Raw genomic sequence first — 26674 nt, 5'->3', positions numbered from 1 at the left:
CAGTAAAGAACAGCGAAAAAGACATGGCATGGACTCCTTGATCAGATAGGAGACCATGGTCGCGGGTCAGCTGGATTCAGTCTGGAAGGTTTGAGCAGCGCTTGCGGTAGTCCGCTGGCGTGAGCTGGTAGGCACGGCGGAACCAGCGCCCCATATGGCTTTGATCGGAAAACCCGAGAGCACTGGCCACCTGCGCCGGCGACTCGCCCCGCGCCAGTAGCTGCCGCGCCTTGGCCAGGCGCAGCTGAATCAGATAAGCATGAGGCGCCATTCCAAAGGCTGCCTTGAAGGCCCGCGTCAGGCGAAAGCGATCAACACCACAGGCTTGAGCCAGATCATCCAGCCCGATGTCCTCGTAGACATGGGCATGCAGATAGTCACGCGCAACCTGGGCCACCAACGGCAGACGCGGATCAACGGCCCGCCGCTTGCGCCAATCAAGGTGGCAAGTGAGCGCCCCCAACAAGGTATCGATGGCGCTCTGACGCACGATGCGCAAGTCACCCTCGTGGAGCACGTGGAAAGCTTGATAAATGGCAGTGGCCAGGCGCGGATCCTGGCTCAGGGTGTCGGCAAAGCCCGGCTGACTGTTGGCCGGCGCGTGCTCGAACAACGCATGCAACTCCCGTTCAAGCCAGTGAGGATCGAGGTAGAGCATGGAATAAGTAAACCCTTCCTCGGTCGGCGCATGCCCATCGTGGATTTCCCCCGGCTCCAGCATGAATACCTTGCCCGGCGTACTAAGATGGCGAACGCGTCGGCAATTGAACTGCTGCACCCCCTGTTCGGTGACCCCCACCAGAAAACTGTCATGCCAGTGCGGATCGTAGGCATGCCCCTGAAAATGGGCACGAATCGATTCAATCCCGGTATCGGCATCCTGGGACAGCTCAATCCAGTTGCGTTTATCCACGGAAGGCTCCAGAGGTAGGGTTCAGTTTTGAACTGTGCGGGCGACTAAATTACCGCGCTTTTGAATAGGACGTTTAGAAGATTTGTGCAGGTTGATGCTGAGCCATGGCCGCCTATGCCGAGAAGGCAGAAAACGGGTCGATTGCCGTCAGTCGTGACCGCCACAAATCGGCCAGAAGCAATGGGATGGACTCTTCCTCACCTTGGCATCCGAGAACTTTTCTTTATTTATCGGTCTATGTGGACAGGCACATCCTCGGTAAGCGCGACCTCGCAGGCTTCCCGCAGTCAGATGGCCACACATCCATTGTCAATCAGAGGTTGTCTTCGCTCATGAAATTCCATGACCCACGGAGGGTGCTCTTCGGCCTGTTCGCGCTCGCGGCGGTGGGCTCCGCATCAGCAACACAAATGAAGACCTCAACCCCTGTTTTCGCAACTGAAGTGGCAGCCGTTCAAGCTCCGGTCGAGGCCGCTGGCAACCCTTGGCCAACCTTGGCCAGTATGGCTGGCAAACAGCCAGGTCCCTTGCTGGCCCATGATGACCGATACTGGCATGACGGCCGTTGGCACGATCGTAGAGACGATTGGCGCCGAGACGACTGGCGTAGAGAACAGTGGCGTAGAGAGCAAGCCCGTCGAGAAGCTGAACGCCATCGTTATTGGGAGCGCCACGAGGATCGGCCCATGCAGCACCGCTACGAGGACGATCACCGCTACTATCGTCGCTAGTGCGATGCTCCGCCAACCTGCGAATGGCGGAACAGACGGAAAATGTGACCATTCAATGTGACGCGACGGTCGAAGCTGGACCGTCGCTCAACCGTGCACCAGATAGGCTCCCAACGGAACCCGATGCCGCAGCTTCTTGCATTTGCCGGGTGGGGGCTGATGCCCGGGCGGGCGATTAGGAAACCAGATTCGGCATTTCCCCGGAGGCGGCCAATGGCCGCGGGGAATCTCAACGCCATCGTGCGCGGGCGCCGGCTCGGCAGAAGTCGATTGCAATTCTCCTTCGGGCATTGTGCGAGCGAAGTTGCCAGCGTCGCGCCCGGAGTCCGGAGTGGATTGTTCAGCAGCGGCCATTTCTGCTTCGCGCAGCCTTTGGGCCTCCTCTTCGAGCCCCTTCTGTACTGCGATCTGGTCCTCTTTAGCGTTGGGTGAAGTGCTCGAATCCTTGGCCTGCTGCGCCGCCTGGATCAATTGGTAGTTGCGGTTGCGTAACGCTACGTTGCTACCAACCCTCATGTTCGAGCGCACCGCCAACGTTTCAGCCTGCTGGTACTGCCCCTGCTGAAGACGCAACACACCGAGGTAATGCAGCGTCGCGGGATTGTTCGGCTGGATATGCAGGGCTCGCTCCAGCGTGGCAGCGGCCTGGTCCAACTGACCCTCTCCATACTGCCGCGAGGCGGTTTCGATCAGAGTGGTTGATGCGCTGTTACTTTGCGAGGGCGCCCTTCGCTCGGCAGCAACCGAACAAAGCGAGGCGACGACGCAGAACGCCAGGATAAGACCCGGCAGAAAATTCTTGGTTGGCATCAGGGGGCGGACTCGGCTGATCTCGGACGGCACTGTCGTCAAACAGGCCACCAGCGCTGCTCAGCATCTGCGATATAGGGCCCCCATGGACCCTGGCCAGTACCCTGAAGTTCCCGCGGCAACGGCCACTGCGGACGGTGTGGAATCCGCAGGTCACCGCAACCGGTATCATTTTTTACTGGAAATTTTAAGCTGGTATCATTCAAGCACTGACAACTCGAGCAGAAAACATGAATCGTCGTAAAAAAATAAATCAGTTATTAAAGGCTAACGCCAAAAAGGCCAGCGCCAAATTGGCACCGAAAAGCAAGACTAAATACATTAGTAAAGCTGACCGATTGAAGCTGGCGGCTGAAGCCGGTCAGGACTCAATCACTTGCGCTGAGAGCTGATCTACGTAGCCTTCGCGACCGACCGCTTCCGCCGCAGAGCCCACTTCCCTGCCCAACCGATCTGACAGATTGCGCGGACGCCAAAACTGCTACAGCGTTTTTTTGTTGAGCTGCAGCAGTTCCCGTACCACGACTTTACAAACTTTCTTCTTTGTAGGATGACTGAAGAAACTCTGCTATCAGCGATGTGATCTGCTGTTGAATCACCCCACGTGAGCGACCGCCGTCGCCATCCAGGCAAATGATGCCATCGCCTGGTACATCGTCTTCGAGCATTTTCTGCGCGCCAGGTTTGCACATCGACGAGAAGCTGAAATGGCTTGCGTCGCTGATTTCGACGTAACGGCTTGACGCCGCTGGCAAGCGTTTGGCCAGGTTGGCAGACTCCAACTCAGCAGGTAGCTCGCGCGACGGTACACCGGCAGCGATCACCAGCGTTGGTACCGGCAGCGCGGCCAGGCTTTCATCAGTCAGGCCCCGTGAAAGACCCAGGTCCAATGTAACCACGGCAGTGACGCGTTTATCGCGCAAATCGGTGGCCAACGCGGCCTTTGATTCCGAGGTGCTTGCGGGGTTTATCTTTTCATAGACAGTGCAACTTGATATCTGCGGGTGGGCTTTGCAGTCATGGGCGAAGCGCTCTGGATCGAAACGAGCACCGGCGATCTCCAGGGCGGTCCAGCCACCGAGTGAATGGCCCACTACTGCAATTCGGTCATTGGCGACCAAGCCGAATTTTTCAGGTTGAGTCGTGACCGCATCTATGGCTCGGCGTAAATCAACGGGGCGCTGCCATAACTGCGCCGCCGCTTGAGGGCTACGGTCATGAGTGGTGGTGCCAGGGTGATTGATTGCGGCGACGATATACCCCCTATGAGCCAGAGCACTGGCAAGCCAGATCTGGTTGCTCCAATTACCTCTGTACCCGTGGGAGAGCACCAACAATGGATGCTTGCCAGCAGCGGGCGGCGCGTCACGAACGGCAGAAGCCCCGACGAACACCGCATCATCGCCGATCAATTGCGTGGCTGCGGTAGTTGCACCGGGGTACCAGACGACCATCTCCAGTGCGCGGTCATTTTGCGAGTCCGCCAGTGTGGAAGATTGGAAGCCGACAGGGTTCTCGTCAGCGAATGCGATAGAAGTCAGCCAGGTGAACAACAGGACGCCGAAAGCTATTTTCAATGTCGTTTCTTCCTTGATTAGACAAATGCATGGCAACCTGACCCCGCCGTTAGGCGCATCCACCTTCGTCCGGAGTCGAAGCTAACGTGGCTGCATAGTAAGCACAGACATTAAAGCCCACAATCGAATCGACGGGCGTAAATCTCTTCATAAAAGCGTTTGCCGCCCAAGGTCGGTCGAAGCCGCCAGCTTATGCCGCTAGGAGACGGACAGCTATGCTGAAATCACTACTCGTTATCGCTATCGGCGCATCCCTCGGGGCCTGGTTACGCTGGCTACTGGGCATCAAACTCAATGCCCTGTTCCCGACTGTTCCGCCAGGAACCCTGATTGCCAACATGATCGGGGGATACATCATTGGTTTTGCGATTGCGTGGCTGGCTGCAACGCCATCACTGAGTCCTGAATGGCGACTTCTGATCATCACCGGCTTCTGTGGGGGCCTGACAACCTTTTCTACGTTTTCAGCCGAAACTGTCACCTTGATTCAGGAAGGCAGGCTTCTTTGGGCAATTGGCGCCATTTTGCTACACGTGGCAGGTTCACTGGCGATGACCGTTGCGGGGCTTATTTCGTTTCAACTGATTGGCACACGCTAGAGAGGTGATGAGTCATGAAAGGCTTTTTGGTGATTTTCTTTACCCAACAGAACCGTCGACATCACGGAAAAATGCTGGGTGAATGGCTCGTCGATCTGGCCAAAGAGATGGGTTTACGCGGTGCCACCCTGGCAACGGGTATCGAAGGCTTCGGGCATTCAGGGAAACTGCATTCCTCGCATTTTTTTGAGCTGGCCGATCAACCTACCGAAATCCGCTTGGCAATGACCGAAGAGGAGTTCGTTCGCCTGTTTGAACGACTTGAGGTCGAAGATATCTCCCTGTTTTACATAAAGACCCCGGTTGAATTCGGAGCCGTCGGTAGACAGGCCAACCAGCCCAGTCACCAGCCTTGAAACATGAAGAAGGTAGATGTGTTGCTGCAATCGAACGCCCGCTTTTGGCTGTGGATTCAACGGGTAGCAGACTTTGGCCCGGCGTCCGGTATTGTCCATCTCAACCCAACTGAAGATTCCAAACCGCTGCAAGCTCATACGCAGCCTTATCAGGCAACACCGTCGACCCACTACGACGAACCATCCCGACATAATCGGCAAGTCCTTCAACGAGCACAGCCCATTCCGGTCGCGGGTCCTTGACATAGTCCCACCCCAATCCCAGCCACGGGCATCGCCCACCGATCCAGGCCTGCACGGCCGGGGTTGCTTGCATGACGTAGTCAGGGAGTGCGGGCGCATCCGGTCGGGGTTGGCGCGCCTTCACGGCCGGCACATTCAGCTGCAGAGCACCCTTCACTTCTCGGGTCACTTGCATCGCCCCGAGCAGCGCGATGTCAAAGGGCACCGGTTGGTCATGGGCAACATAAAAATACGCCATGCGACGGATGCTGTCGTAGTCGGCAACGGCACGATACAGGTAGGCGCAGATCACCCCCAGCATGGGATCCGCGTGCTTTTGGTTCCGTAGGTCGGCGGCGAGCCGGTCAATGCTGTCGGCCTGGAGTCGGCCGGCGGCGAAGTCGTCGATTGCGCCGAGCATCCCTTGATAGCTCTCGGGAGCATTGCGCATGCCATAGGCCTGGAAAACGTCGCCGGCGGTACTGGGTGCCACGACGGCATACAGGTCATCGTATGGAACAACCGGTGTGAATGTGCCATCGGCCAACTCGACCAACACCGGCATCCCCTGCGGATCGCTCTTGATACGGAAGGTCTCGAACCCGGGCGTTGCGTCCAGTCGTTCGATCGGCTCCCGGGACAAAAGCCTCGCTTGATTGCCCCAGACGATTACGTTCGCCCGGCCTGGATCGTTGACTTGCTCCAGCCTGCGCCGAACCTCTCCAGCCGCAGTCTTGCGGACATCGGCAGCCGAATCGGCCTCCAGTCGCTGAACCAGTGCCTGTACCTTTTGCGTTTTTTCAGGCGTGTGAGTGGTCTGGTGCCGCAGCTCGAACAGATCCTGGAGTAGATCCTTACTGTCGTCGGGGATGGTGATGAAGTGGTCGGCTGGCACCGCCAGATCGCGCCCCTTGAAGCCAAAACCGGTGCCGAGAATCCGCTCGCGAAAGTCTGTGTCGGTATGCACCCGCTCAAGAATTTGCTCGGCGGCACCCGGTGCGCCAACCGCCTCGACCGCGCCCAGGGTGGTGGCATTTCCCGTACGCGGCCAGGGTTGCAATTCGGCAGCGCCCTGTAGTGGATTGGCGGCGTTGTAGAGCACGGCCGGTTCCGGATCGACCAGGCATTGCGGGTTGAGCTTCAGGCGATACTCTTTCGCGCGCTCGGTGGTGCGCGACCGCACGCATTTGCCCAGTGTCTCCGTGGTGATCACACCCTCAATGATAGCGGCCGGCTCGATGCCCCAGAGCGCGTCGGCGATCACGCCAGAAAACACACACTTGCCGGGAGCGCCGGACATCGGATCAGACACCATATAGCCGAGTTGTCCGTCCTGGCAGGAGGCCAGACGATCAAACCTGGGGCTGTCGACTTGTGTGCCCTGCACGACGATCCCGCGCACGGCATCGAGGCGCATCAGGTCGATATTCTTCGGCGCTTCGCGGCATGCATCGGTAATCAGTGTGATGCGCTGGACGCCATGCAGTAACAGTTCGGTGTAGAACAAGTCGGCCAGAACACGGTACTTCAAGCGCAGGGAATCGCTGAACAGCCACGAGATCGAACCGATATTCGCATCGGTGAGGCCATGGCCGCAAAACGCCAGGATCAACTGCTCGACCACCTCCGCCCCACTCGGAAACAGTTCATCGACCGCTTGCTGTACCCGTTCACGGGTGACTGGAATATCGCCAGCGAGGCCGTCGTCGACGATTCTCACGTTGTCGGCGCCGAAGCCCGAGCGGAGCGCCCAGTCGCCGATTGAACGGGCGGCGAGCACGGCGCCGTCCAGGTACGCGAAGCGCAGTGTCTGGTTTGAGGTCGGAGTCAGCGTGCTGACCCCGATCGTCAGGCAGGCCCGCCTAGTCATGCGGGCGCGCCACCTTTCGCGCAGAGAGGACAGAGCCGGGATCAAGTCGGGGGAAACTCGCCGGCCAACGCCAGCGCGGCCGATCGGCAGGAGTCAGGCGCTCAGCCAACATTATTGCGCCTGCAAACAACATGATCGGGATGTGCCACGCCCCGCCAAGCAGTGGCACCAACATCCACGCCCAGCACGACACAATGCACCAAACCCCATGCGTCATGCCGAAGATCAGACAATCCCTGTCGGCGGCCCAGCCGAAGAGACCGATCCGCCGCATCCGGTGGCCACGATTAAGCGCCGCGCGGTGCCACGGGCTGGCACTCCACAGCATCGCAATCAGCAGTGCACCGGCAAGGGCCGCCTCTGCGACGGTGAGCTGCAACAACAAGGCGAGAACGGTCAGGATCGGCCCGGCGGCCATCCATAACGCACCGTAACCGAGCAAGAACCCGACTGATGCGCGCAGGCGTCTGCGAGGCAGGCTGGAGCGCCAGACATGCATGAGCGGCATGGCCAGAAGCGGCGGCATCATCGCGACAAGCATCAGCGCCCAGTCGGCCAGCAGGCGGTTCAGTGGATTCAGGGCGAACTCTGCCTCCAACACGGTGGGCCAGAGCGTCACGATGGACAGCCCCACCACCGAGCTGCAGAAGGTCGGGTGTGCAACGTGCCCGGCGTTGTAAACGCTAAGGGCCAGACCGAGCCCAGCCGTTGCGAACAGCAACGGCCAGGGCGCCTGGGTGAAGCTGCGCAATACCGAACCTGGCCGCATGAGCGGGTACTCAGCTCACGACGCCACTTCGCTTGAGAACACTGATTCGGTCCACGGTCACGGGCTTGGCTTCCGATATCTGCTCGCCCGGAACGAGGGTTACCCGCAGATGGTTCGGATCAAAGTCGCCAGCATCCGTCAGCCGCTGGGCCAGGTCGGTAATGTCGATCGTATAGCCAAGCCCGTTGCCGCCGTGGCCGCCGTCCGGCCGCGAGGCGACGTTCAGGCCGAACAGCGTCAGGCTGCCGGCATGGCACTCGGGATGGAGCTGGGGATCAACGCCTTCCGGCAGATTGACGTACACCTCCAGCAGAGGAGAAGGCGCGGAGCCGCGCACCGATTCAAGCGCCAGGTAAAGCCGGGTCACCTCCCTGCCCGGCTCCATCGCGCCCATCGCGGCGATGCCGGCGGTGGTGGCTTGCTGATCGAGGTCGACCTGCGTACGCACCGGCGCCCCACCAACCCTGACCGCCGCCGCATTGGCACCGATTGGCTCGATGCTTTGTTGATCCGGCGCACCCATTTTGACCCGTGCCACAGCCTCTGCTCCAGGTGTTACACCGGTGCCGATGCGCAAGTCCGCATAGCTACGGTGCAATTTGCCATCCATCAGTGTGTCGCGGCCGGAGAACTTCATTCCAGCAGCGCCACCCGGCACCGGCATGATGAAGGTGCGGTCAGCCGGGCCGTTGAGCCAGCGCGGATCGCGAACCATCGTCTTGCCCGGCGTGTTCATCCACGCCTCCCAGAGCCGGTCGATGTTGCAATGGTGCAACCAGAAGATCGGGTCCAGGCCCGCAAGATACGGATTGGCCATGAATCCCTGGTCGCCGCCGATAAGACGATGGACCGTATTGTGCGGGTTGTTCTCCAGATCGCCGGTCCAGCGGGCGAACTGAACGAAATCGCCGGTGACGCCGCCGCCGAATCCGATGCTGCCATCATTGCCGACCTGGAAATCGTTCTCCTCCATCGCGGCGAGGCTGAACGCATCGCGTGGGCCTGGCTGCAGTTTGGTAAGTCCTTGTCGACGGGGGTATTTGCTGAGCGGGTTCGGGCTGCCGTCGGGCAAGGTTTCTTCCAGAAAAGCATCTGGAACATGCCGCGCATCCGGGTTGCCGCTGTTGAGGTAGTTCCAGTACGGCAGCGCCCATTCGTCGCCGGTCAGTTCCTTCACTTTCGCAGCGACGATCGCCTCGAATGCAAACACATAACCGCGGTGCCAGGAAAGGAAATACCAACTGCCGTGCTGGCACTGACTGCCATAGGTATAGTTGGTCAGATCCTTTGGAATCGGGTCGTCCTCACCCAGCACGTTTTCGTCAATCCACAATTGCCGATCGAACCCGTGGATGGCGCCCAGGAATTTCCAACTGTTGTGATCGGTTATCGGCAGCTTGTCCAGCTCGCGCATCGCCAGCGCATAGTTGAGCAGAACCTTGTTCCAGCCGGAACCGAGTGTCGCGACATCTTGTCGAGCCGTACTCATGAACGTACCCTCCCTTGCAACATTTCGCTGGCGTGGCGACCGTGTCGTCACACCGATTGCAATCCTTTGCAGTTCACGACGTCATGTTAAGGGCGGAACTGCGCTCACGAGGCTCGCTGAGTTGCGGTGATGCGCGCCTCTGCGAGATTCAGTATAGAAGCCCGGCAAAATTGTCTTGGCAAATTCACATGATATTTGCCGCAGGCGATGAAAGGCAGTCACCACCCGCTAAGCATCCTGCAATTGCTCACGCAGAAACTCGATGAACCGTTGGGTTTTCGCCGGTAACAGCAGGGATATGCATTTGACTGACTGCAGCCGGCTACATCTCGACCTGCGTACCCAGCTCAATCACGCGATTGAGCGGCAAATTGAAGTATTTGAGGTTGCTGTTGGCGTTCTTCAGCAAGAACGCGAACAGGGTCTCGCGCCAACGGGCCATGCCGATACGCTTGGTCGGGACGACCGTCTCGCGGCTGAGGAAATAGGTGGTGCGCATCGGGCTGAAATCCAGCTCTTCCAAATGGCACAGACTCAACGCCAGCGGCACATCGGGCTCTTCGATAAAACCAAAGTGCAGACTGACCCGGAAGAACCCTTCGCCATAGGACTCGACCTCGAACCGCTGATCCGCAGGCACACGCGGGCGGTCTTCAGACACCACGGTGAGTAACACCACCTGTTCGTGCAGCACCTGGTTATGCAACAGGTTGTGCAACAGGGCATGGGGGACAGCATCGGATCTGGCCGTCAGAAATACCGCCGTACCCTGCACGCGATGGGGTGGTTGCGCGCGGATGCTGCTGATGAACAACGGCAGCGGCAGAGCGGTTTCGTCCAGTCGCTCGACAATGATCTTGCGGCCGCGTTTCCAGGTGGTCATCAAAATGAACAGGGCAATACCGGCAATCACCGGGAACGCACCGCCCTGGAAGATCTTCGATATGTTGGCGGCGAAGTACAGGCTGTCGACCACGAGAAAACCCAACAGCATCGGAATCGCCAGCCAGCGCGGTGTTTTCCAGAGCAGCAGGACGACGGCCGAAGACAGAATGGTCGTGATCAACATGGTCCCCGTCACCGCCACGCCATACGCCGCCGCCAGCGCACTGGACGATTCAAAGCCGATGACCAGCAACACGACGCCGACCATCAGCGCCCAGTTCACAATACCGATGTAAATCTGCCCCTGCTCCTGACTGGAGGTGTGCTGGATAAACATACGCGGTACGTAACCCAGCTGAATGGCCTGGCGAGTCAGTGAGAACGCCCCGGAAATCACCGCCTGGGAGGCGATGATGGTGGCCAGTGTCGACAGCGCGACCATCGGCAGCAGCGCCCAGTCGGGTGCCAATAGATAGAATGGGTTGCGTACCGCTTCCGGGTTTCCGAGGATCAACGCACCCTGGCCAAAGTAATTGAGCACCAGGCCAGGCAGCACCAGCATGAACCAGGCACGGGCAATCGGTTTGCGACCGAAATGGCCCATGTCGGCATACAGCGCTTCAGCACCGGTCAATGCCAATACCACGGCCCCCAGAATGGCGATGCCAATGCCCGGATGAACCACGAAAAATCGCACGGTCCAAGCAGGATTGAGTGCTTGCAACACTTCCGGGCGTTGCAGAATGCCGTAAATACCGAGAATGCCCAACACCACGAACCACAGCACCATGACCGGGCCGAACAGAATGCCGATACGCGCCGTGCCATGTTTCTGGATCAGGAAAAGTGCGACCAGAACGATAACGGACAGTGGAACGACCCAATGCCCGATGCCCTCGAACGCAAGCTGTAGCCCTTCAACCGCGGAGAGCACCGAGATGGCCGGGGTGATCATGCTGTCCCCGTAAAACAGTGCCGCGCCAAACAGCCCGAGTAACACCAGGATCCTGCTCATTTTCGGATACGGCGCCGAGGCCCGACGTGCCAGGGCCGTCAAGGCCATGATGCCCCCCTCGCCCTGGTTGTTGGCGCGCAGGATAAACAGCACGTACTTGATCGAGACGACCCAGATCAGCGACCAGAAAATCAACGACAGAATGCCCAGTACACCGTCCTGATTGGCCTGGACGCCATAGTGGCCGGCGAACACTTCCTTGAGGGTGTAAAGCGGGCTGGTACCAATGTCCCCATAAACCACGCCGACCGCGGCGACGAGCAAGCCCACCCCGGATGTTTTGGCGTGGGAGTCTTCATGGGCAGGGGTCGCTGTTTCGCTCACGGGTAGCTTCTCTGAAGTGGAAGGAAAGAAATGGCATGCCACCTTCGAGCCAAGAGGGTTTGCGAGGTCACCTGGCAAACGTTTGGACTCAGCCATGTAATCCCACAGTTTGATAATCAGATTAGTCCATGGGGGGCACGCCGTTCGTTCAGGCAACCTGGCGAGTTTTGCAGGCCTGTCGACGATCAAAAAAAAGCGTGGCAAGTATCATCGCAGGGGAAAACGCCTACCGTAAAGAAACCGTAAAAATGTTCGGGCAAGCCCTGCTACGGATCAACGGGCAAATTTCGATCAAATTTCTTGTGCACGACCAAAAATAGTCCTTAATTGGAGGCAAGGTTCTTTCTGGGACCTAGCCACTTCGTTATATCCCGTATTTTCAACCCGTATCACCTGAATCGAGTGCCAAGGCACCACCAGCATGGAGTTAGCGAATGAGCCGAGGGCCTATCTATGAGGACGACACCGCTATTGGATCTACCTGTATTTCCTCAGAAGGTAGCGAGCAAACCTCCCCATCCCTTCACGACCTGGGGTTGATTGATGTCCTTCAGGCACTGCCCGAGGCCACCTACACAACCGATGCCAAGGGCCTGATCACCTTTTACAACCATGCGGCTGTGGCGCTGTGGGGAGTGAGCCCGGCGCTTGGGGAGAGCACCTTTTGCGGCTCCTGGAAGCTCTATTGGCCTGACGGCACGCCGCTGCCCCACGATGAATGCCCCATGGCCATGGCATTAAAGGAACAACGTCCTGTCAGAGGGCTTGAGGCCATCGCCGAACGTCCGGATGGCACACGCGTTCGCTTTCTGGCGTGCCCCTCGCCGATCTTCGATGCAGCAGGCGGTCTGATAGGCGCCGTTAACATGCTGATCGATATGACCGACCAGACCGTTGCCGACGAAGCCGCGCTGAGGCATGACGCGCTGGTCGAATCGTCCTCCGATGCAATCATCGCCAAAGACCTGAACGGCACGATTACCAACTGGAACGCTGGCGCCCAGCGACTCTTCGGTTACACCGCCGAAGAAGCCGTCGGCCAACCCATTGGCATGCTCATTCCCCTGGATCGGCAGGATGAGGAACCCCACATTTTGGCGCGCATTCGTCGAGGCGAGCGCATCGAACACTATGAAACCCTGCGGCGGCGCAAAGACGGCAGCCTTGTCGAGATATCTCTCGCCGTCTCCCCCATCAGAAATCGGCAAGGCCGTATTGTCGGAGCGGCCAAAATCGCTCGCGATATCACCGAGCGCCGACAGGCGGAAGAACAAAAGAGCCTGCTCATCAGAGAGATGGATCACCGGGTGAAAAACCTGTTCTCCCTGGCGAACAGCGTGGTCTCACTGAGCGCCCGTTCGGCAACGACCTCCGGTGAACTCGCCTCCGCCGTTTGCGCAAGGCTGAACGCATTGGCGCGAGCGCACACCCTGACCATACCGCACGGTTTGAGCAACGAGCAGCCCACGACATTGCATACACTCATTCAAACCATTCTCGCGCCTTATGCCGGTGGCGAGGATAACAGCCAGGCACGCGCCTTCGTGACCGGCCCTGACATAACGATTGACGGTGCATCCGTCACAAGCTTCGCTCTGCTGTTGCATGAGTTTGCAACCAACGCTGCGAAATATGGGGCGCTGTCTTTGTCTGAAGGGCTTTTGGATATTGTCTGCAGCGAGAGTGAGGAGCTGTTCACCGTTGTCTGGAGCGAAAGGAATGGGCCGCTCATTGACCGGGAACCCGATAGCACCGGTTTCGGCACACTTCTCGCCAAAGCGACCGTGCAGGGCCAGCTTCACGGCGAAATCCGCCGTGACTGGAAGCGCGAGGGGCTGACCATCACCGTAGCGTTTCCCACCCGTAGCACTCGCGGCCAGTAGAGGGTTGGCTCCAGGTGGTGTGAAGCGATTCACACCTACTTTGCCGTCCCGCCACCAGGCTTATAGAACAGAAATTTCGGGGTCTCGCCTGTCTTGATGTACTGCTTCGCCCAGTCGGGCTTCACCGTTCTGTCGTGGAAATACAAAGCACCATGGGTGCGGTCCGTGAGTTGCTTGTTGAGTGCCTTGCGCGCGATTTCCTTGGCGTGGGCATATTCGTCGTCTTCCTTTACCTGATCTGCACGCCCGTCACACCACCATGAAAACTGGCAGGCGTGCTTTTCAGAACCTTGCTTGACCACGCCGCACACCGTATCCGGAAAACCTTCATGGCCCAGCCGGTTCATGACCACACCGGCGACGCCCTCCATGTCAGCATCCGTCACCCCTTTGGCTTCCCAGTAGATGCTGCGTGCAAGGCATGTAATGGCATCCTCCAACGGCGCTGTGCCCGCCGGATCGACCGCCTGTGCTTCAGAGGTGGTGATGGTCTCGGACTTGGGTATCGGAACGTCACTCCCCTTCTCTGCCGCTTTCTGCTCCAGGACCTGTGCCTTGTCTTCAGCCACTTCCTTTTTTTGCTCCTGATCTGTCGCCCACACCTGGCCGCACAGAAGGATGATTGCGAAGCAGGTGGCTACCCCTTTAAATCGCATGTTCCGATCCTTCTGATTGAAACCGATGTGAACAACAAAACGATCGCAGACCTGAGTTGATTGTAGTCGCCGGAATTCATACCAACAGGCAGGCAATAAACTGCATTTGGGCGCGAAAAGGCATTGCATCCGGAGGGGGGACATCGCGCATCATGGGCACAGTCCGTTCAAGGGAGATTTTCATGCGCAGCCTGTCATCCGTTTTGCATCTTGGTGTGCTGTCATTCGGGTTGGTGTTCAGCGTCATCGCGTCGGCGGCCGATGAACAGCAGCTCGTCGAGTCGATCAACGTTTACCGCAGCCAGGTGCAGCGCTGTGCCGGTCAGGCGTCGTCGGAGTTGCCACCGCTGGCCAGCGATCCGCGTCTGGTGCTGTCCGCCAACAGCATCGGCGACCTGCAACAGGCACTGGCCCGCGCGGCGTATCCGATGGTTAACGTGCAGGCGATCAGCTTATCCGGCCCGCGTGATGCAGCTGCCGCGATGAAGGCGATTCAGGAGAGCTTCTGCCGGGTGGTGCTGGACCCGCAATTTGTCGACGTCGGCGTCAGCCGGGAAGGTCGTGAGTGGCGCATCGTGCTGGCGCGCCCCCTGTTGTCCGGGCGCTTGGGCGACTGGCAGGCGGAGGGTCAGAAACTGCTCGAAGCGATGAACAGCGCCCGCACGCAGGCGCGCCAGTGTGGCGCCCAATCCTTTGCCGCCACGACGCCGCTGGCCTGGAACGCCACGCTCGGGTCAGCCGCCGAGACCCACAGCCGGGCCATGGCCAACCAAAACTTTTTCGATCACAAGGACCGCGATGGCCGCACCCCGGGTGATCGGGCCGAACTGGCGGGTTATGCCGGTCAGCAGGTCGGTGAGAACATCGCCGCCGGGCAGGACACAATACGCAAGGTGGTCGATGGCTGGCTGGCCAGCCCGGGCCATTGCGCCAACCTGATGAACCCACAATTTCGCGAACTGGGTGCAGCCTATGCGGTGGACCCGAAGAGTGACGCTGGTATTTACTGGACGGCGATGTTTGGCACGCCGTGAAGAATCGCCTGTTGAAAAAGGAATCGCCTGTTGAATAAAGCCCCCTCTTCGACCGTCGAACAGGATCTGTCGAAGCCTGAAGCAATTAGCCTACGGGAAGCGTTCCTGTTCTGGCTCAAGCTCGGCTTCATCAGCTTCGGCGGGCCGGCCGGACAGATCTCGATCATGCACCAGGAGTTGGTGGAGCGCCGACGCTGGATCTCGGAACGGCGCTTTCTGCACGCCCTCAACTACTGCATGTTGCTGCCCGGGCCGGAGGCTCAGCAGCTGGCAACCTACATCGGTTGGCTGATGCATCGGACGTGGGGCGGCCTGATTGCCGGCGGACTCTTTGTACTCCCGTCGTTGTTCATCCTGATCGGATTGTCGTGGGTGTACATCGCCTTTGGCGAAGTGCCGGCGGTGGCCGGGCTTTTTTATGGGATCAAGCCGGCCGTGACCGCGATTGTGGTGCAGGCGGCCCACCGGATCGGTTCACGGGCATTGAAGAACAACTGGCTGTGGGGGATTGCCGCGGCGTCGTTCACGGCCATCTTCGTGTTCAATGTGCCGTTCCCGTTGATTGTGCTGGGCGCCGCAATCATCGGCTATTTCGGCGGGCGCCTGGCGCCTGAACGGTTCAGGGCCGGAGGCCACGGCGCGGCGAAAAAATCCTTCGGCCCGGCCTTGATCGACGACGACACCCCCACTCCCGAACACGCCCGTTTCAGCAGTTTCAAACTCCTGCGCCTGTTGCTGGTGGGCGCGGTCTTGTGGGTGCTGCCGATGGGGATTCTCACCGCCCTGTTCGGCTGGGACGGCACCCTGACCCAAATGGGCTGGTTCTTTACCAAAGCCGCGTTGCTGACGTTCGGCGGCGCGTATGCCGTGCTGCCTTATGTGTATCAGGGCGCTGTCGGCCACTATGGCTGGCTGACGCCCACGCAAATGATCGATGGCCTGGCGCTCGGCGAAACCACTCCCGGGCCGCTGATCATGGTGGTGGCCTTCGTCGGTTTTGTCGGCGCCTATGTTCATCAGGTGTTCGGCCCGGATCAAATGTTCCTGGCTGGCGCCCTCGCCGCCACGCTGGTCACCTGGTTCACCTTCCTGCCGTCGTTCCTGTTCATCCTCGCGGGCGGCCCGTTGGTGGAGTCGACCCACAACGAACTCAGGCTCACCGCGCCACTGACCGCGATTACCGCGGCGGTGGTCGGTGTGATCCTTAACCTGGCATGTTTCTTCGGCTACCACGTGCTCTGGCCCAAGGGCTTCAGCGGCCAACTCGACTGGCCTTCGGCGCTGATCGCCATCGCAGCGGCCATCGCCTTGTTCCGCTTCAAACGGGGCGTGATCGAGGTGCTGATGGGCTGCGGGTTGATTGGGTTGGCGGTGCATCTGCTGCGCTAGCGCCCGACAAGACAATCAATGACGCTGACGTTGCCTCTGCAACTCGGTCTTCAGCCAGAGGCTGGCCGGCTGAACACCTGTCGCACAGCGCACTTCATAGGCGCGGCCACTCATACTGCTTTGGGTGGCCGCCAGCTCAATGAAGTCTTCAGCGCTGTTCACCCTGTCCTGCTCTTCAAGGTACTCCAGCTTCTTCTGCAGATGTGCCCGCGCCTGAGTACCTGGATATTCGCTGCCGTTGCGCACAAACCGACAGTCACTGTGCTCGACAAAGTCCAGCAAGCTGTTTATTTCCTGAGTGGCTTGAGGTGGGATTTGGGCCTGGGCATCAAGAGCCATGGCCGTCAGGGCGATACCTGTTGCAATCAGCCAATGGCTGAGGGGGCGAACGATACATCCAGTCAGAATACGCATGGTTATACCTCGCAAGGACATTCAGAGCGGTAATACCCCCCGCTCTGAAATCGGGTGATCAAGCGTCAATCGTCATCATTGTTGTCACGGTGACGACGGCGATCATCACGACGATCATAATCGCGATCGTATCCTCGATCATCACGCTGATCATAGCCTCGGTCATGGTCACGACGGTATTCTCGGCGGTGGTCGTGATCGTACCTGTCTCCCTCTTCCCAGTAAGGCCAGCAGCCTCCCAACAGGAGAGTACTTGCAATGGCCAGGGTCATTATCGCGGTGCGCTTCATTTGGACATCCTAAAAGGTCAGAGCTACGGGGATGAGGTGACGCTCCCTGTGAATTCAATCGCAGTGCGTTCAAGCCCACAGATACGACCTTCCAGCCGATCAATGATTCAGTTAACGCCGGCCCTTATAGCGTCCTTTGGCTGTTACCGATGGTTTTGGCTTTTTCGATGGCCCACTCCATCGCCGCTTCCATATCCAGCAGATGCGGTGAGGGGTGTTTGTCCTCAACGATGGCCGAACCATCCGGCCAATAAACGCCGATGAACATCCCCAGCGAACCGTCTCTCAATATCTCGGCCTTAACCTTGATCGTGCATCCGTTCGATAGCGTTTCCGAGTGGATCACGTGGCGCTCAGTCATGACTGCATTCCTCTCGTCGTAGCTATCAGCGTAACCCATGCTGCGCCGGGCGCGATGACGTTCAGGCGTCTGCCTGCACCACCTCGATCCCCAGCTTTTGATAATCCTCGACATTGCCCGAGGCCACATGACGCTCGGTGATCAGCGTATGCACATGGGCACAAGGCGCAACCACAAAGGGCTCCACTGCCCCCAGTTTGTCCGCGGTGGTCACGGCAATTACGTGGGAGGCGCTGGCGAGCATCGCCTGTTTCACCGGCACCTCATCGAAATGCAACGAACTGAGGCCGACTTCCGGATGAATGGCACAGACCCCGGTGAACACCAGGTCGGCCTTGATACCCTCAATCAGCCGCTGGGTTTCATACCCGCTGGAAGACATCGTCGCAGGGTTGAGCTGACCACCGGCGACGATCACTGTGATGCCTTTATATTCGGCCAATGTGATCGCGATCATCGGCGACGCAGTGACGGCCGTAATGACAATGTCCGCAGGCAGCGAGCGTGCGATCTGCAACGTGGTACTCCCGGAATCGAACATCACGATCTGACCGTCTTTGACCCGACGCGCGGCGAGTTGCGCCAACCGGGTTTTCACCTCGTCGGTTTCGCTTATCCGGGTGAAGTAATCCTTGCCCGTGTCCTTGGGTCGTGGCAACGCCCCGCCATGCACCCGCTGCACCAGCCCGGCACTGGCCAGCTCCGACAGGTCCCGGCGAATGGTGTCTTCGGACACGGCGAAATGCTGGCTCAGCTCAGAAGCCATAACCTTGCCGTCACGTTCGAGGATCAGCAGGATTTTTTGGCGGCGCAGTTGGGGGAGTTCGACGGAGGAATGCTCGGCGTGCATGGTTATGCCTGTTTTTGCGTGTTTGTGCGAGATTAGCCAAACATCAGGATGAACACAACCAGCATGCCAGGCATGAAACCTGTGGGAGTGGGCTTGCCGGGTGCCTATCACAACGCACTGCTTTGCAGCCGAACGCAGCCTCGCAGGCTGGGCAGCTGCTACGAATCGCGAACACGAAAAAGCCCGCACAAGGCGGGCTTTGGAAATCGATGTAGGTGGCCAGTGCTGGTCTCTGGCTTACAAGGTTTATCGGGCCTCTCACAGAACAGGATTTTTAGCTTTAGGCTGTTCTGCCTCACACGGCATAAGGGCTGGATCTCAGCGCGGAGATCTTTCTAACCGTGTACCCTTGGGAGCGCGCCCCACGCCTCCTCGCTATCCCTTTGCGCATCAGTCTGCGTCTTCACCTACAACCTCAGAATAGCAAACCGTTCGAGGCTTGGGGCGGGGTTTTTAGACTGATTATTTTCAAGGGGAATGATGGGTAAATGGAAAAATACTAACGCCGCGGGACGGGCTTCTGGTGGCTGGCGAATCGCGACACCGCTTACAAACGTCGGCTGTCTATCGGAAAACTGGCCAACAGCCTCTAACCCTGTAGGAGCCAGGCTTGCCGGCGAAGACTCCCTCAAAAACGCCATCGCCGGCAAGCCGTTCCCCTTGTAGGAACGGCCTAAGGCTGGGATCTTTTGATCTTCAGCCCATGACAGTCCACGATTTCAAACATCGTTGAACGGAGAAATGGTGGTCTGTTCCGGTATTTCACGAGCGTCAGTTTCGAACACCACCGTCATGTTCACCAGCCGTGAAATGTCCCACACAGGGCATTTCCCTGATAACCCTGAGAGATAGGTCCCAGGGCCATCAGTGGACCGCAAGCAGAAAAGGACGATGTTAAAGACTGCCCCTCGTGAAGCTTGCAGACGGGTAACTTCAAGGGGACAGGTACAATCACCGCCCATAACGTTACGCCACACCACGCCCGCGTAGTCAGGTCGCCATCTGTTTTCTGATAGGTCAGGGGCATGCGTTCTCTTTCCGGTTCCGGCGTTGTCACCACCACCCCGACACAACCAGAGAGAGACAGGAACATGGCTGTTATGGCAATGATTTTCTTGGCGTGGAACGGGAGTCGCATCGTTGGTTTCATCCGTAAATCCAATGGTCAGGCAATGGCAGTCGACAGACAGAGTCGAATCACGTTGAGACCGCTCGCGAGGCTGCCAGGGCACAAAATAGCTACCGAGTGCGAAACACCGAGACGGTCCACGATTTCAAAAACCGTTGAGCGAAAAATCGTGGACTGTCCAAAATCCAAACGCCTACCCGATCGGCAAGGAGCTGCCGAAGATTGCGATCTTTTGATCTTAAGCCCAAGCCACCCCAAATTTAATGAACCCCGCCCACCCCCACTCGCCTAACTGAATGACTATCAGGAGGTGACTCATGCAAATCGAAACAATCTGGATCGTACTCGCAGCAGTACTTTTGCTGATTGAGTTGTGGGCGATCAACAGGGTGCGTAAGCCGAGGGCAAATCGAGCAACAAACTGGTGTGGATCGTGGTGATCGTGTTTGTGCCGCTGTTCGGGCTGATCGCATGGGCCTTGGCGGGACCGAAGCACATTGCCAAGACCCCGCACTCACAGCAGGCCAGACAATAACGCCGGACGGCGTGTGGTAACGATCTGAGAACTGCGCAATTTCAAACGACAAAGCCCTGATGATTTGGGGCTTGTCATTTCGGGCTGGAACTCCCTCCGCAAATCCCGGAATGATCGGCACTCGCGCCGGCACCCGGTGCCAACACTCACTACGAACGCAACACCCCCATCGCCCGCCGATACTTCTCAACACGCTCCAGATCCTCCCAGGACGGCTGCGCAATCCGCGACAAGTCGCTGTTCTCTTCCAGATCGGCCAGCTTCACCACCCGCCCGATCGGGTTCTGCGCCGCGCGCTCGACGAACGCCTCATAAGACTCGCCCGGCACCTTGGTCACCGACGCAATCGCCGTCAGCACCGTTTCGCTGAAGCCTTCCTTGCGCAGATCGGCGAAGCTGATGCCACAGTCCTCGACCACGTCATGCAACACCGCGACGATGCGCTCTTCCAGCGTGTTCACCCGCAGCATGACCTTCAGCGGATGCAGAATGTAAGGCGCCCCGCCCTTGTCCACCTGCCCCTCATGCGCCGCAGCGGCGATGGCGATGGCGCGTTCCAGTGTCTGACTCATGGGACTCTCCTCGGGTTAAATGCCGTAACGTCGCGGCCATGATTTGGAAGTCTGCAAAATATGTAGGAATCTGCCCTTTGTGGCGAGGGAGCTTGCTCCCGTCGGGCTGCGAAGCAGCCCCAAAACCTGCTAGCCCGTTTCCTCAGACACACTGCGATGCCCGGTTTTACTGCGTTTTCGCCATGAAGTGGAGAAAAGCCACTTTGCGAAATGACCATCCGAACGTCCTACACCTCGGTTGCGGCTACCAAAATCGCTGCCTAGAGTGGGTCTGTCGCTGACATCGGTTGGCGATAGGGTTTCGCAGCCCTTAAGATTGACACCTTGATCCGTCAAGCACGGCCGACTCCCGGCTGAGTATCGTTTTATGGCGGTTGTGCGTGGGAGACCTTCGGGTCTGCCGGGTCCTGGTGTTAATCCTCCGGTCTGCGAACCCGCGCATAGCTGCCACCCATTTTGTTTCGCAGCAGAACGGTGGCAATTCTACTTTTATTAGGATTAACACCATGACGACTCAAAACCCGCTCCGCCACTACACCCCCATGTCCCACTTCGCCACCGACCACCCCGTCCTCCTCATCGACGCCGACGCCCCGATACGCGAACTCCACAGCTGCCTCAGCGAACGCCTCAATGCCGTCCTCAAATACCTGAACCTTATGGCCTGCACCAGCCTCCCCGACTATGCCGAACACGACATCAACACCGTCACCAATATCGCCCGGATCCTGGTTCAGGATGTGAGTGATGTGTTTCGGGTGATTGAGCAACGTGGGTTCGATACGCCCAAGGGGCAGTGATTAAATTTCAGTCGTAGAAAAACCGCATTACTGCGGTTTTTCTGCTTCCTGCTCCGACTCTGACAACAACAATCAGTAAACCTGCACCCGCCACAACTCCCGCGACGAAGAACCCGCCGACATCGGCAGCCGCCCATGCAACGTCCGATAGTTGTCGATCAGCACCAGATCCCCCTCACTCCATTGATGAGCAATCAGACACTCCGGGTCATAAACCAGCGCATTGACCTGTTCCAGCAACGTCTGCTGAGCCTGCTCGTCATGGTCCTGCACTGACTGGCTCAAGGTCTGCAATGTCGAGTCGGTGCCCTCTTGGTAGCGCAGGATGAGCTCGCCGCTGCGGGGATGATGGTCCACCAGGCTGTACATGCGCGGCGAGCCGCCGAAGTAGGTCATTTTGGTGTAGTAGGTGATGTTCACGCCCTGCCATTGTCGGGCGACTTGCTGCCCGACTTTGCGCAGTACGTTGCGGCTGTCGACGACAGTGGTCTGGCCCTCGCCCGGCTGCGGCGCGGTCTTGCAGTACAGCATGAATTTGCTGGCGCAGAATTTCGGGTTGCGCTGAACCTGTGCGTCGCTGTCGGGCAGCATGTTCAGGTCCCAGTGCAACGGTGTTTTCTCCAGCGAGTGCACCACGCCTTGGGGTTTGTCCGCAGGCTTGACCACGTGGACGGCACCGAAGGCCCATTCGTAGAGCGTGCCGAAGCGTTCGCAGCTGCGAGCAAAGCTATCCTGGTCGTCGAAACGGCAGCCTTTGAGGCAGACGAAACCGAAGGTTTCCACCAGAGCTTCCAGCAGGCCGGTGGACAGTCGTTCGAAACCCAGCCCCAACGGGTCTCGTACCATCAGGCCAAACAGCGGAAGTTTTTGCAGTTCGTACTCGAAGCCTTGGGCCTGCGGGTTTTCTGTTTGATGGTAGAGCCATGGCCGCCCTTCATAGGTGACCAGCACATGGTGGTCGAGGTCGACTTGGGCGCGGGTACGAAGGGTTTGGCTACCATCGAGGTTGCACACAGGCACGGCGTGCCAGGGGCTGTCCGCGCGGGTCAGCCCTTCGGCCAGGCCGAAGGTGAATTTGGGTCCGGCATTGCTGTATTGATGGACCGACAAGCGAATGTCATCGCCGAAGAAGCGGTCCACTGCCGCGTTCAATGCGTGCCCGCGATACATCATTTGATAGGCTTTGAAGTTGATTTGTTGCAGGTACTCGTCCTCGCTCTGCCCGTCTTCGCGGCACAGACGCAGATCGTTGTAGAGGTGACTGCAGAGGTTGTCATGCGCCCGGCTGAGGGATTCATCGTCGCGGCTCTGCTCGATCAGCTCACCAAGGTTTTTCCACGGTAAACGGGCCTGCTTGATCAGGCTGGCGCGAACCGACTCGGCACTTTGGGCCTGGGGAAACAGGTCTTCCATGCTAACCCACTCAATCGTGTGGGTGGTGCACAGTTCACGCAACGCCCGGTTGTAGGCAGCGCGAACGTCGTCGGCCACGCCGACGATGTCATTGAAGGTCGTGCCGTCGCTGAGGATCGACACCACGCAGCCCGGTGCGTGCAACGCGGCGATGGCTTGGCCGAGTTGGTCGAGACGCTCGATGGCCATGACCTCGCCGTAGTCCGGCAGCACGCCGAAGGTCTGGTCGCTGGCGTTCGGCGACTTGCAGGGAAAGCCTGGCAAAACCAGACGCACTGGCAGGCCCTGATCGAAGCAGTGCCCCAATCGAAGCGCCAGATGTGCCCTGCCTTGTGTGTCGAAACAATCATCCGTGCCTTTGAGCAGATAACCGGCCAGCAAATCGCTGACGGCAGCGATCCAGGCATCTCTATGTTCCATAGAACAATTTCCTTGAGGGTGTGTGTATCAATAGGATTTAACGGTGTCGCCATGCTCGGTGAATGCATGCGCAGCCCCGCAGGCTTGCTGCAAAATGCGCAGCAATTCGGCCGGGTGTTCACAGCAGAAGTTCGGGGCCTGGGCCTGCAATGTAGAGGGCATGCCATACCCCCAAGTGACCGCCGCCGAGTGCATGCCTGCGGCACGCGCGGTTTGCAGGTCGATCTCGGTGTCACCGACGAACAAGCAGTGGTGCGGATCAGCCGACAATCGCCGGGCGGCTTCCCATGCCACATCCGGCTGAGGCTTGAGCGCCCTGCCCGCGCGATGCCCCAGAATCGTCCCGAAGGTATTCTGTGGAAGCAGTGCATCGGCGACTTGCCGGGCCATTTTGTCAGCCTTGTTGGTGACGATAGCTAGCGGCACTTCCAACTGGCGACAGCCTTCGAGCAATTCCAATACGCCGCTGAATGGCCGGGAAAATTGAACCAGGTTGTTTTGGTAGAGCGCTACATAGCGCTGGTGCATGGCGAGCGCATCAGCGACACCAAACTGCGTGGCAACTCGCTCGATCATCGCCGTGGTGCCGCCGCCGATGTGACCGCGCACTGTTTGCGCGGTCAGCGCCGGGCAACCGTGTTCGAACAGCACTTGGTTCAAGCACCAGGTGATGTCAGGCAAGGTATCGACCAGGGTCCCATCCAAATCGAAGAGTACGGCTTCGACCCGCAACCGAGACGTCATCATTGAGCACTGGCGTAGTGACAAGGACGCCCCTTGCGGAACACCAGACGGTGGTAGCGCTCATCGACATTGCTGCGTTTTTCGAGGGTGACCACACCCCGCCGCTTGATGGCCACCGAATGCCAGGGCGTACGCCACAGATCACTGGTTGGCACCAACCGGATACCGATCTTCGTCGAGACCGCCAGTTGCGGGTGAATCGACAGGCGCAAGCAATGCGGGTAGCGCGCCTGCAACAGCGCACCCCAGGCTTCACTGCGCTGGATCACCCGCTGCGAGGCCGGTTTGGCGACCTTCTTCACTGCGTTGAGGCTCATGCCAGCGAATACTTTCAGTCCCGAGTAATCCTCGGAGAGAAAGCGATGGATGCCGCAGTACATCAACATCATGTGCGGATCATTCTTGAAGCGCTGCTGCAACAAGACCAATGACTGGCCGTGCTCGATCATCATCTCCTCACGCATGGCGTCCAGACAATCAAGCGGAGGATAGGCATCCCTGAGGTCGAAATGGGCGAACGTGCCGGGATAGTGCTGTTCGGCGTAGTCCTGGATAGCGTCGGTGTAGGCCTTAACGTCCGCATCGGGAACATGCACCAAGTCAGAGAACACATAGCCATCGGAACAAATATGAATCAGCGCGCCCGGTGTGTAGATCTCCTGGATCTCTGTGCACAGGCGGTTTAACTCATCGATAGCATGATGCTCAGCAAGATCGGGCAGATGACTCAGGGTTTTCTTGCGGCTGGGCGACTTGCCGGGAAAGGCTGGCAAGACCATTTCAATCTTGCGACCACTCTCGACCGCCTGCATGACCTTGGTCAGATGGGGTTCCAGCACCTGCGACGACAGTTCGTGATCCTGCCCCGGGGCGAGGCTACGACGGCGAAACAGGCATTCAAGGATTTGCTCGGCAATGTTCATGTGTGAGGTGTGTTGATGCTCGTGCACCAGCTGACCGCACACCTGTTGAGCGACGGTGTTTGAACCTTGCATAGACAATCCTTTGTGTGGTGAACAACGGCCATCTTGTGGCCATCGGCAGATATCCCTTACCTGCGGGCGGCTAAATTCCTACAAGTCGTGAGGACTGTCAATCGTGGCAATCCGGAATATTACGGCACCAAAATCACCGAAAAACCCTCACACAGGCTCATGCAACGTCCAGGCTGGCAAGGCCATACTGCGGCCACACAAGTGTGTCTGGTCCTGATTCCATTACGCTCTCCTGAAAAATAGATCGGAAGGTGTAAACCTTGTTCAGGATGGGACACCGTCCCCTTTTCTCGTTAGCCTGACAATCTGGTCAGTGCCGGCCACAGTTAGAATCAGCGGGAGGCTCAAAATTGAGTACGTTCGACAATGGACGACTAGATTTCCCGGACGGGACCACCTCATACACACTAAACGCACATATTGCCTGTCCGTTGCCCTCAGCGGTGGGCCGATAAACAAGGCCGATATAGGCTTCATAGCTCTTGTTTTCTTCAAAGACAAAAAGCCGCGTGGCTTCGGGGCAGGACTGGTACGTACTGCCGTAACTGCCAGCGAAAAGCTTCAAACGTTCCAACAAAAAAGGCTTACCCGCCGGGACAAGGTATTCAGGGGCCATCTCGGTGTAGGCACCCTCAGCCATTCTCGTCGCCCCCAGATACTCCGGCATTTTCGGTGCGAAGCGCGTAACCATATTCAGTTGCTGTGGCGCGAGAGGCATCTGTGGGTAGTTCACGCTAGGCTGATGCTCACCGAAAAAACGACCCGCCTTCGCCAACACCTTGGTATCCGCGCTACACCCCGTGTATGCATTGCCACGCACATAACCATTGGTAATCACCCGAAGCTTCGCCGTCGGAACGTCCGACGCGGGTTCGATGTAGGGTTCCAGTGGTTTGATGCTGCAGGCGGTGAGTAGAGAGAAGGCGATGATGAGCGTTTTTTTCTTGAGGTGCATGTTTTGACTCTTGTACGAATTTGACTGCCATTCGGGACAGATTTATTTTCTGCCCCCTGTTTCATATGGGGTATACAAATTTATTCACCTGCTTCCATTACGCCCTCCTGAAAATAGATCAGAAGGTGTAACCATATTCAGGACGGGACAGCCGTTAAAAAGCAGGTCGGGTAGGCTTTGGATATTGACGTAAGACCGGCTAATGGGCATCCCCATCCCCCATCAGACTTTACATAATAAACCTGCATCCACTGTAACTAGAGCAAAATCGTTTTGTTCTAGCAAACAAATAAATCCGTCCCCTTTTCTCTTTGACTTGAGACCGGCTAATGGGCGGCCCCTTTTCTTTCCCCTTTTCTTCTTTTTCCCACCCTCACGGTGCCCCCCTAGCAAAATAAATCCTCTCCGTTACGGACATCCGCCGTCAGTGAAATTCAATAGCATCGAGAATAGCTTGCAACTTTACCGGATCAGCAGCACCACCAAAGTAGTATTCATTACCGCCAAAATCTTTGAGATCCTCAGGGGTTCCCTTCCAATAAAGCACATAATAAATCTCATCCAAAACTTCTTCCAAGGCGCCACCATCTTGAAATGTTGACACGCGAATATAAGGACCATATACCTCATCCATTTGGACCAAAATTCGCTCACCAGTTTTTGAGTCAATCATC

At 58.1% G+C, this 26674-nt stretch carries 26 protein-coding genes and 1 pseudogene; 9 read left to right on the top strand and 18 right to left on the bottom strand.

What is annotated here, in order from left to right:
- Positions 1–76: 76 nt before the first annotated feature.
- Positions 77–913, bottom strand: a complete 837-nt coding sequence (locus tag J3D54_RS20570) for an AraC family transcriptional regulator (RefSeq protein WP_253422175.1) — start codon at positions 911–913, stop codon at positions 77–79.
- 332 nt (positions 914–1245) lie between these two features.
- On the opposite strand from J3D54_RS20570, the gene J3D54_RS20565 reads away from it, so the two are divergent.
- A complete protein-coding gene (locus J3D54_RS20565) occupies positions 1246–1644 on the top strand; it encodes a hypothetical protein (RefSeq protein WP_253426681.1) in 399 nt (132 codons plus the stop codon).
- An 87-nt stretch (positions 1645–1731) separates the two neighbouring features.
- Here J3D54_RS20565 and J3D54_RS20560 read toward each other — a convergent pair whose 3' ends face one another.
- A complete protein-coding gene (locus J3D54_RS20560; RefSeq protein ID WP_253422174.1) occupies positions 1732–2454 on the bottom strand; it encodes a tetratricopeptide repeat protein in 723 nt (240 codons plus the stop codon).
- Between the two features lie 230 nt (positions 2455–2684).
- Between J3D54_RS20560 and J3D54_RS20555 the strand changes: the two genes are divergently transcribed.
- Complete coding sequence (locus J3D54_RS20555) at positions 2685–2846, top strand: DUF2986 domain-containing protein (RefSeq protein WP_018930247.1); 162 nt, start codon at positions 2685–2687, stop codon at positions 2844–2846.
- A 135-nt stretch (positions 2847–2981) separates the two neighbouring features.
- Here the strand turns inward: J3D54_RS20555 and J3D54_RS20550 are convergent, their stop codons facing one another.
- The gene (locus tag J3D54_RS20550; RefSeq protein WP_253426678.1) at positions 2982–4031 is read right to left on the bottom strand and encodes an alpha/beta fold hydrolase; all 1050 of its coding nucleotides are present in this window, start codon (positions 4029–4031) and stop codon (positions 2982–2984) included.
- A 215-nt stretch (positions 4032–4246) separates the two neighbouring features.
- Between J3D54_RS20550 and crcB the strand changes: the two genes are divergently transcribed.
- Positions 4247–4630: a fluoride efflux transporter CrcB gene (gene crcB, locus J3D54_RS20545; protein WP_253422173.1), complete on the top strand. Its 384-nt coding sequence runs from the start codon at positions 4247–4249 to the stop codon at positions 4628–4630.
- Between the two features lie 14 nt (positions 4631–4644).
- Complete coding sequence (locus J3D54_RS20540) at positions 4645–4986, top strand: DUF190 domain-containing protein (RefSeq protein ID WP_253422171.1); 342 nt, start codon at positions 4645–4647, stop codon at positions 4984–4986.
- Positions 4987–5086: 100 nt separating this feature from the next.
- On the opposite strand, the gene J3D54_RS20535 is transcribed toward J3D54_RS20540, so the two are convergent.
- The 4 genes from J3D54_RS20535 to J3D54_RS20520 all read right to left on the bottom strand — a co-directional run bounded on the left by J3D54_RS20535 (position 5087) and on the right by J3D54_RS20520 (position 11560).
- Positions 5087–7078 (bottom strand): hypothetical protein, encoded by a 1992-nt coding sequence (locus tag J3D54_RS20535; protein WP_253422168.1) that lies wholly within the window; start codon positions 7076–7078, stop codon positions 5087–5089.
- Positions 7071–7847, bottom strand: a complete 777-nt coding sequence (locus J3D54_RS20530; RefSeq protein ID WP_367399623.1) for a DUF2182 domain-containing protein — start codon at positions 7845–7847, stop codon at positions 7071–7073. Before J3D54_RS20530 ends, J3D54_RS20535 begins: the two co-directional genes overlap by 8 nt.
- Positions 7848–7857: 10 nt before the next feature.
- Positions 7858–9336 (bottom strand): tyrosinase family protein, encoded by a 1479-nt coding sequence (locus J3D54_RS20525; protein WP_253422165.1) that lies wholly within the window; start codon positions 9334–9336, stop codon positions 7858–7860.
- A 322-nt stretch (positions 9337–9658) separates the two neighbouring features.
- Positions 9659–11560 carry a potassium transporter Kup gene (locus J3D54_RS20520; protein ID WP_253422163.1) on the bottom strand — a complete coding sequence of 634 codons (1902 nt, stop codon included), beginning with the start codon at positions 11558–11560 and terminating at the stop codon, positions 9659–9661.
- 434 nt (positions 11561–11994) lie between these two features.
- On the opposite strand from J3D54_RS20520, the gene J3D54_RS20515 reads away from it, so the two are divergent.
- The gene (locus J3D54_RS20515) at positions 11995–13443 is read left to right on the top strand and encodes a PAS domain S-box protein (RefSeq protein WP_253422160.1); all 1449 of its coding nucleotides are present in this window, start codon (positions 11995–11997) and stop codon (positions 13441–13443) included.
- Between the two features lie 35 nt (positions 13444–13478).
- On the opposite strand, the gene J3D54_RS20510 is transcribed toward J3D54_RS20515, so the two are convergent.
- Positions 13479–14099, bottom strand: coding sequence for a cell wall hydrolase (locus tag J3D54_RS20510; RefSeq protein ID WP_253422158.1), 621 nt, complete (start codon positions 14097–14099; stop codon positions 13479–13481).
- Between the two features lie 182 nt (positions 14100–14281).
- Here J3D54_RS20510 and J3D54_RS20505 point away from each other — a divergent pair, with 182 nt between their 5' ends.
- The gene (locus J3D54_RS20505) at positions 14282–15133 is read left to right on the top strand and encodes a CAP domain-containing protein (RefSeq protein ID WP_253422157.1); all 852 of its coding nucleotides are present in this window, start codon (positions 14282–14284) and stop codon (positions 15131–15133) included.
- 30 nt (positions 15134–15163) lie between these two features.
- A complete protein-coding gene (chrA, locus tag J3D54_RS20500; protein WP_253422156.1) occupies positions 15164–16522 on the top strand; it encodes a chromate efflux transporter in 1359 nt (452 codons plus the stop codon).
- A gap of 15 nt (positions 16523–16537) precedes the next feature.
- On the opposite strand, the gene J3D54_RS20495 is transcribed toward chrA, so the two are convergent.
- The 4 genes from J3D54_RS20495 to J3D54_RS20480 form a co-directional block, all read right to left on the bottom strand.
- The gene (locus J3D54_RS20495; protein WP_253422155.1) at positions 16538–16936 is read right to left on the bottom strand and encodes a DUF5329 domain-containing protein; all 399 of its coding nucleotides are present in this window, start codon (positions 16934–16936) and stop codon (positions 16538–16540) included.
- A 65-nt stretch (positions 16937–17001) separates the two neighbouring features.
- A complete protein-coding gene (locus tag J3D54_RS20490; protein WP_253422154.1) occupies positions 17002–17226 on the bottom strand; it encodes a hypothetical protein in 225 nt (74 codons plus the stop codon).
- Positions 17227–17350: 124 nt separating this feature from the next.
- Entirely contained in the window at positions 17351–17587 is a 237-nt protein-coding gene (locus J3D54_RS20485; protein WP_253422153.1) for a hypothetical protein, read from the bottom strand.
- Between the two features lie 61 nt (positions 17588–17648).
- Complete coding sequence (locus J3D54_RS20480; protein ID WP_253422152.1) at positions 17649–18437, bottom strand: DeoR/GlpR family DNA-binding transcription regulator; 789 nt, start codon at positions 18435–18437, stop codon at positions 17649–17651.
- 1446 nt (positions 18438–19883) lie between these two features.
- Between J3D54_RS20480 and J3D54_RS20475 the strand changes: the two are divergent.
- Positions 19884–20101, top strand: a pseudogene (locus J3D54_RS20475) (PLD nuclease N-terminal domain-containing protein).
- Between the two features lie 149 nt (positions 20102–20250).
- On the opposite strand, the gene J3D54_RS20470 reads toward J3D54_RS20475, so the two are convergent.
- Positions 20251–20673 (bottom strand): HD domain-containing protein, encoded by a 423-nt coding sequence (locus J3D54_RS20470; protein ID WP_253422148.1) that lies wholly within the window; start codon positions 20671–20673, stop codon positions 20251–20253.
- A gap of 506 nt (positions 20674–21179) precedes the next feature.
- Between J3D54_RS20470 and J3D54_RS20465 the strand changes: the two genes are divergently transcribed.
- Positions 21180–21473 (top strand): fructose-bisphosphate aldolase, encoded by a 294-nt coding sequence (locus J3D54_RS20465; protein WP_253422144.1) that lies wholly within the window; start codon positions 21180–21182, stop codon positions 21471–21473.
- Positions 21474–21545: 72 nt separating this feature from the next.
- On the opposite strand, the gene J3D54_RS20460 is transcribed toward J3D54_RS20465, so the two are convergent.
- The 5 genes from J3D54_RS20460 to J3D54_RS20440 all read right to left on the bottom strand — a co-directional run bounded on the left by J3D54_RS20460 (position 21546) and on the right by J3D54_RS20440 (position 26673).
- Positions 21546–23306 (bottom strand): L-tyrosine/L-tryptophan isonitrile synthase family protein, encoded by a 1761-nt coding sequence (locus J3D54_RS20460; protein ID WP_253422141.1) that lies wholly within the window; start codon positions 23304–23306, stop codon positions 21546–21548.
- Between the two features lie 27 nt (positions 23307–23333).
- On the bottom strand, positions 23334–24050 hold the full coding sequence (locus J3D54_RS20455; RefSeq protein WP_253426675.1) for an HAD family hydrolase: 717 nt from the start codon (positions 24048–24050) through the stop codon (positions 23334–23336).
- The gene (locus tag J3D54_RS20450) at positions 24050–25045 is read right to left on the bottom strand and encodes an isocyanide synthase family protein (protein ID WP_253422137.1); all 996 of its coding nucleotides are present in this window, start codon (positions 25043–25045) and stop codon (positions 24050–24052) included. The genes J3D54_RS20455 and J3D54_RS20450 overlap by 1 nt, the downstream gene beginning before the upstream one ends.
- Before the next feature lie 310 nt (positions 25046–25355).
- On the bottom strand, positions 25356–26000 hold the full coding sequence (locus J3D54_RS20445) for an amidase (RefSeq protein ID WP_253422135.1): 645 nt from the start codon (positions 25998–26000) through the stop codon (positions 25356–25358).
- Between the two features lie 424 nt (positions 26001–26424).
- Positions 26425–26673, bottom strand: a complete 249-nt coding sequence (locus tag J3D54_RS20440) for a hypothetical protein (RefSeq protein ID WP_155944825.1) — start codon at positions 26671–26673, stop codon at positions 26425–26427.
- Position 26674: the final 1 nt, after the last annotated feature.

It is taken from the genome of Pseudomonas sp. GGS8 (assembly GCF_024168645.1).
Classification (GTDB): Bacteria; Pseudomonadota; Gammaproteobacteria; order Pseudomonadales; family Pseudomonadaceae; genus Aquipseudomonas.
Note: the sequence above shows the minus strand (reverse complement) of the source record. Positions and strands in the feature narration are given on the sequence as shown.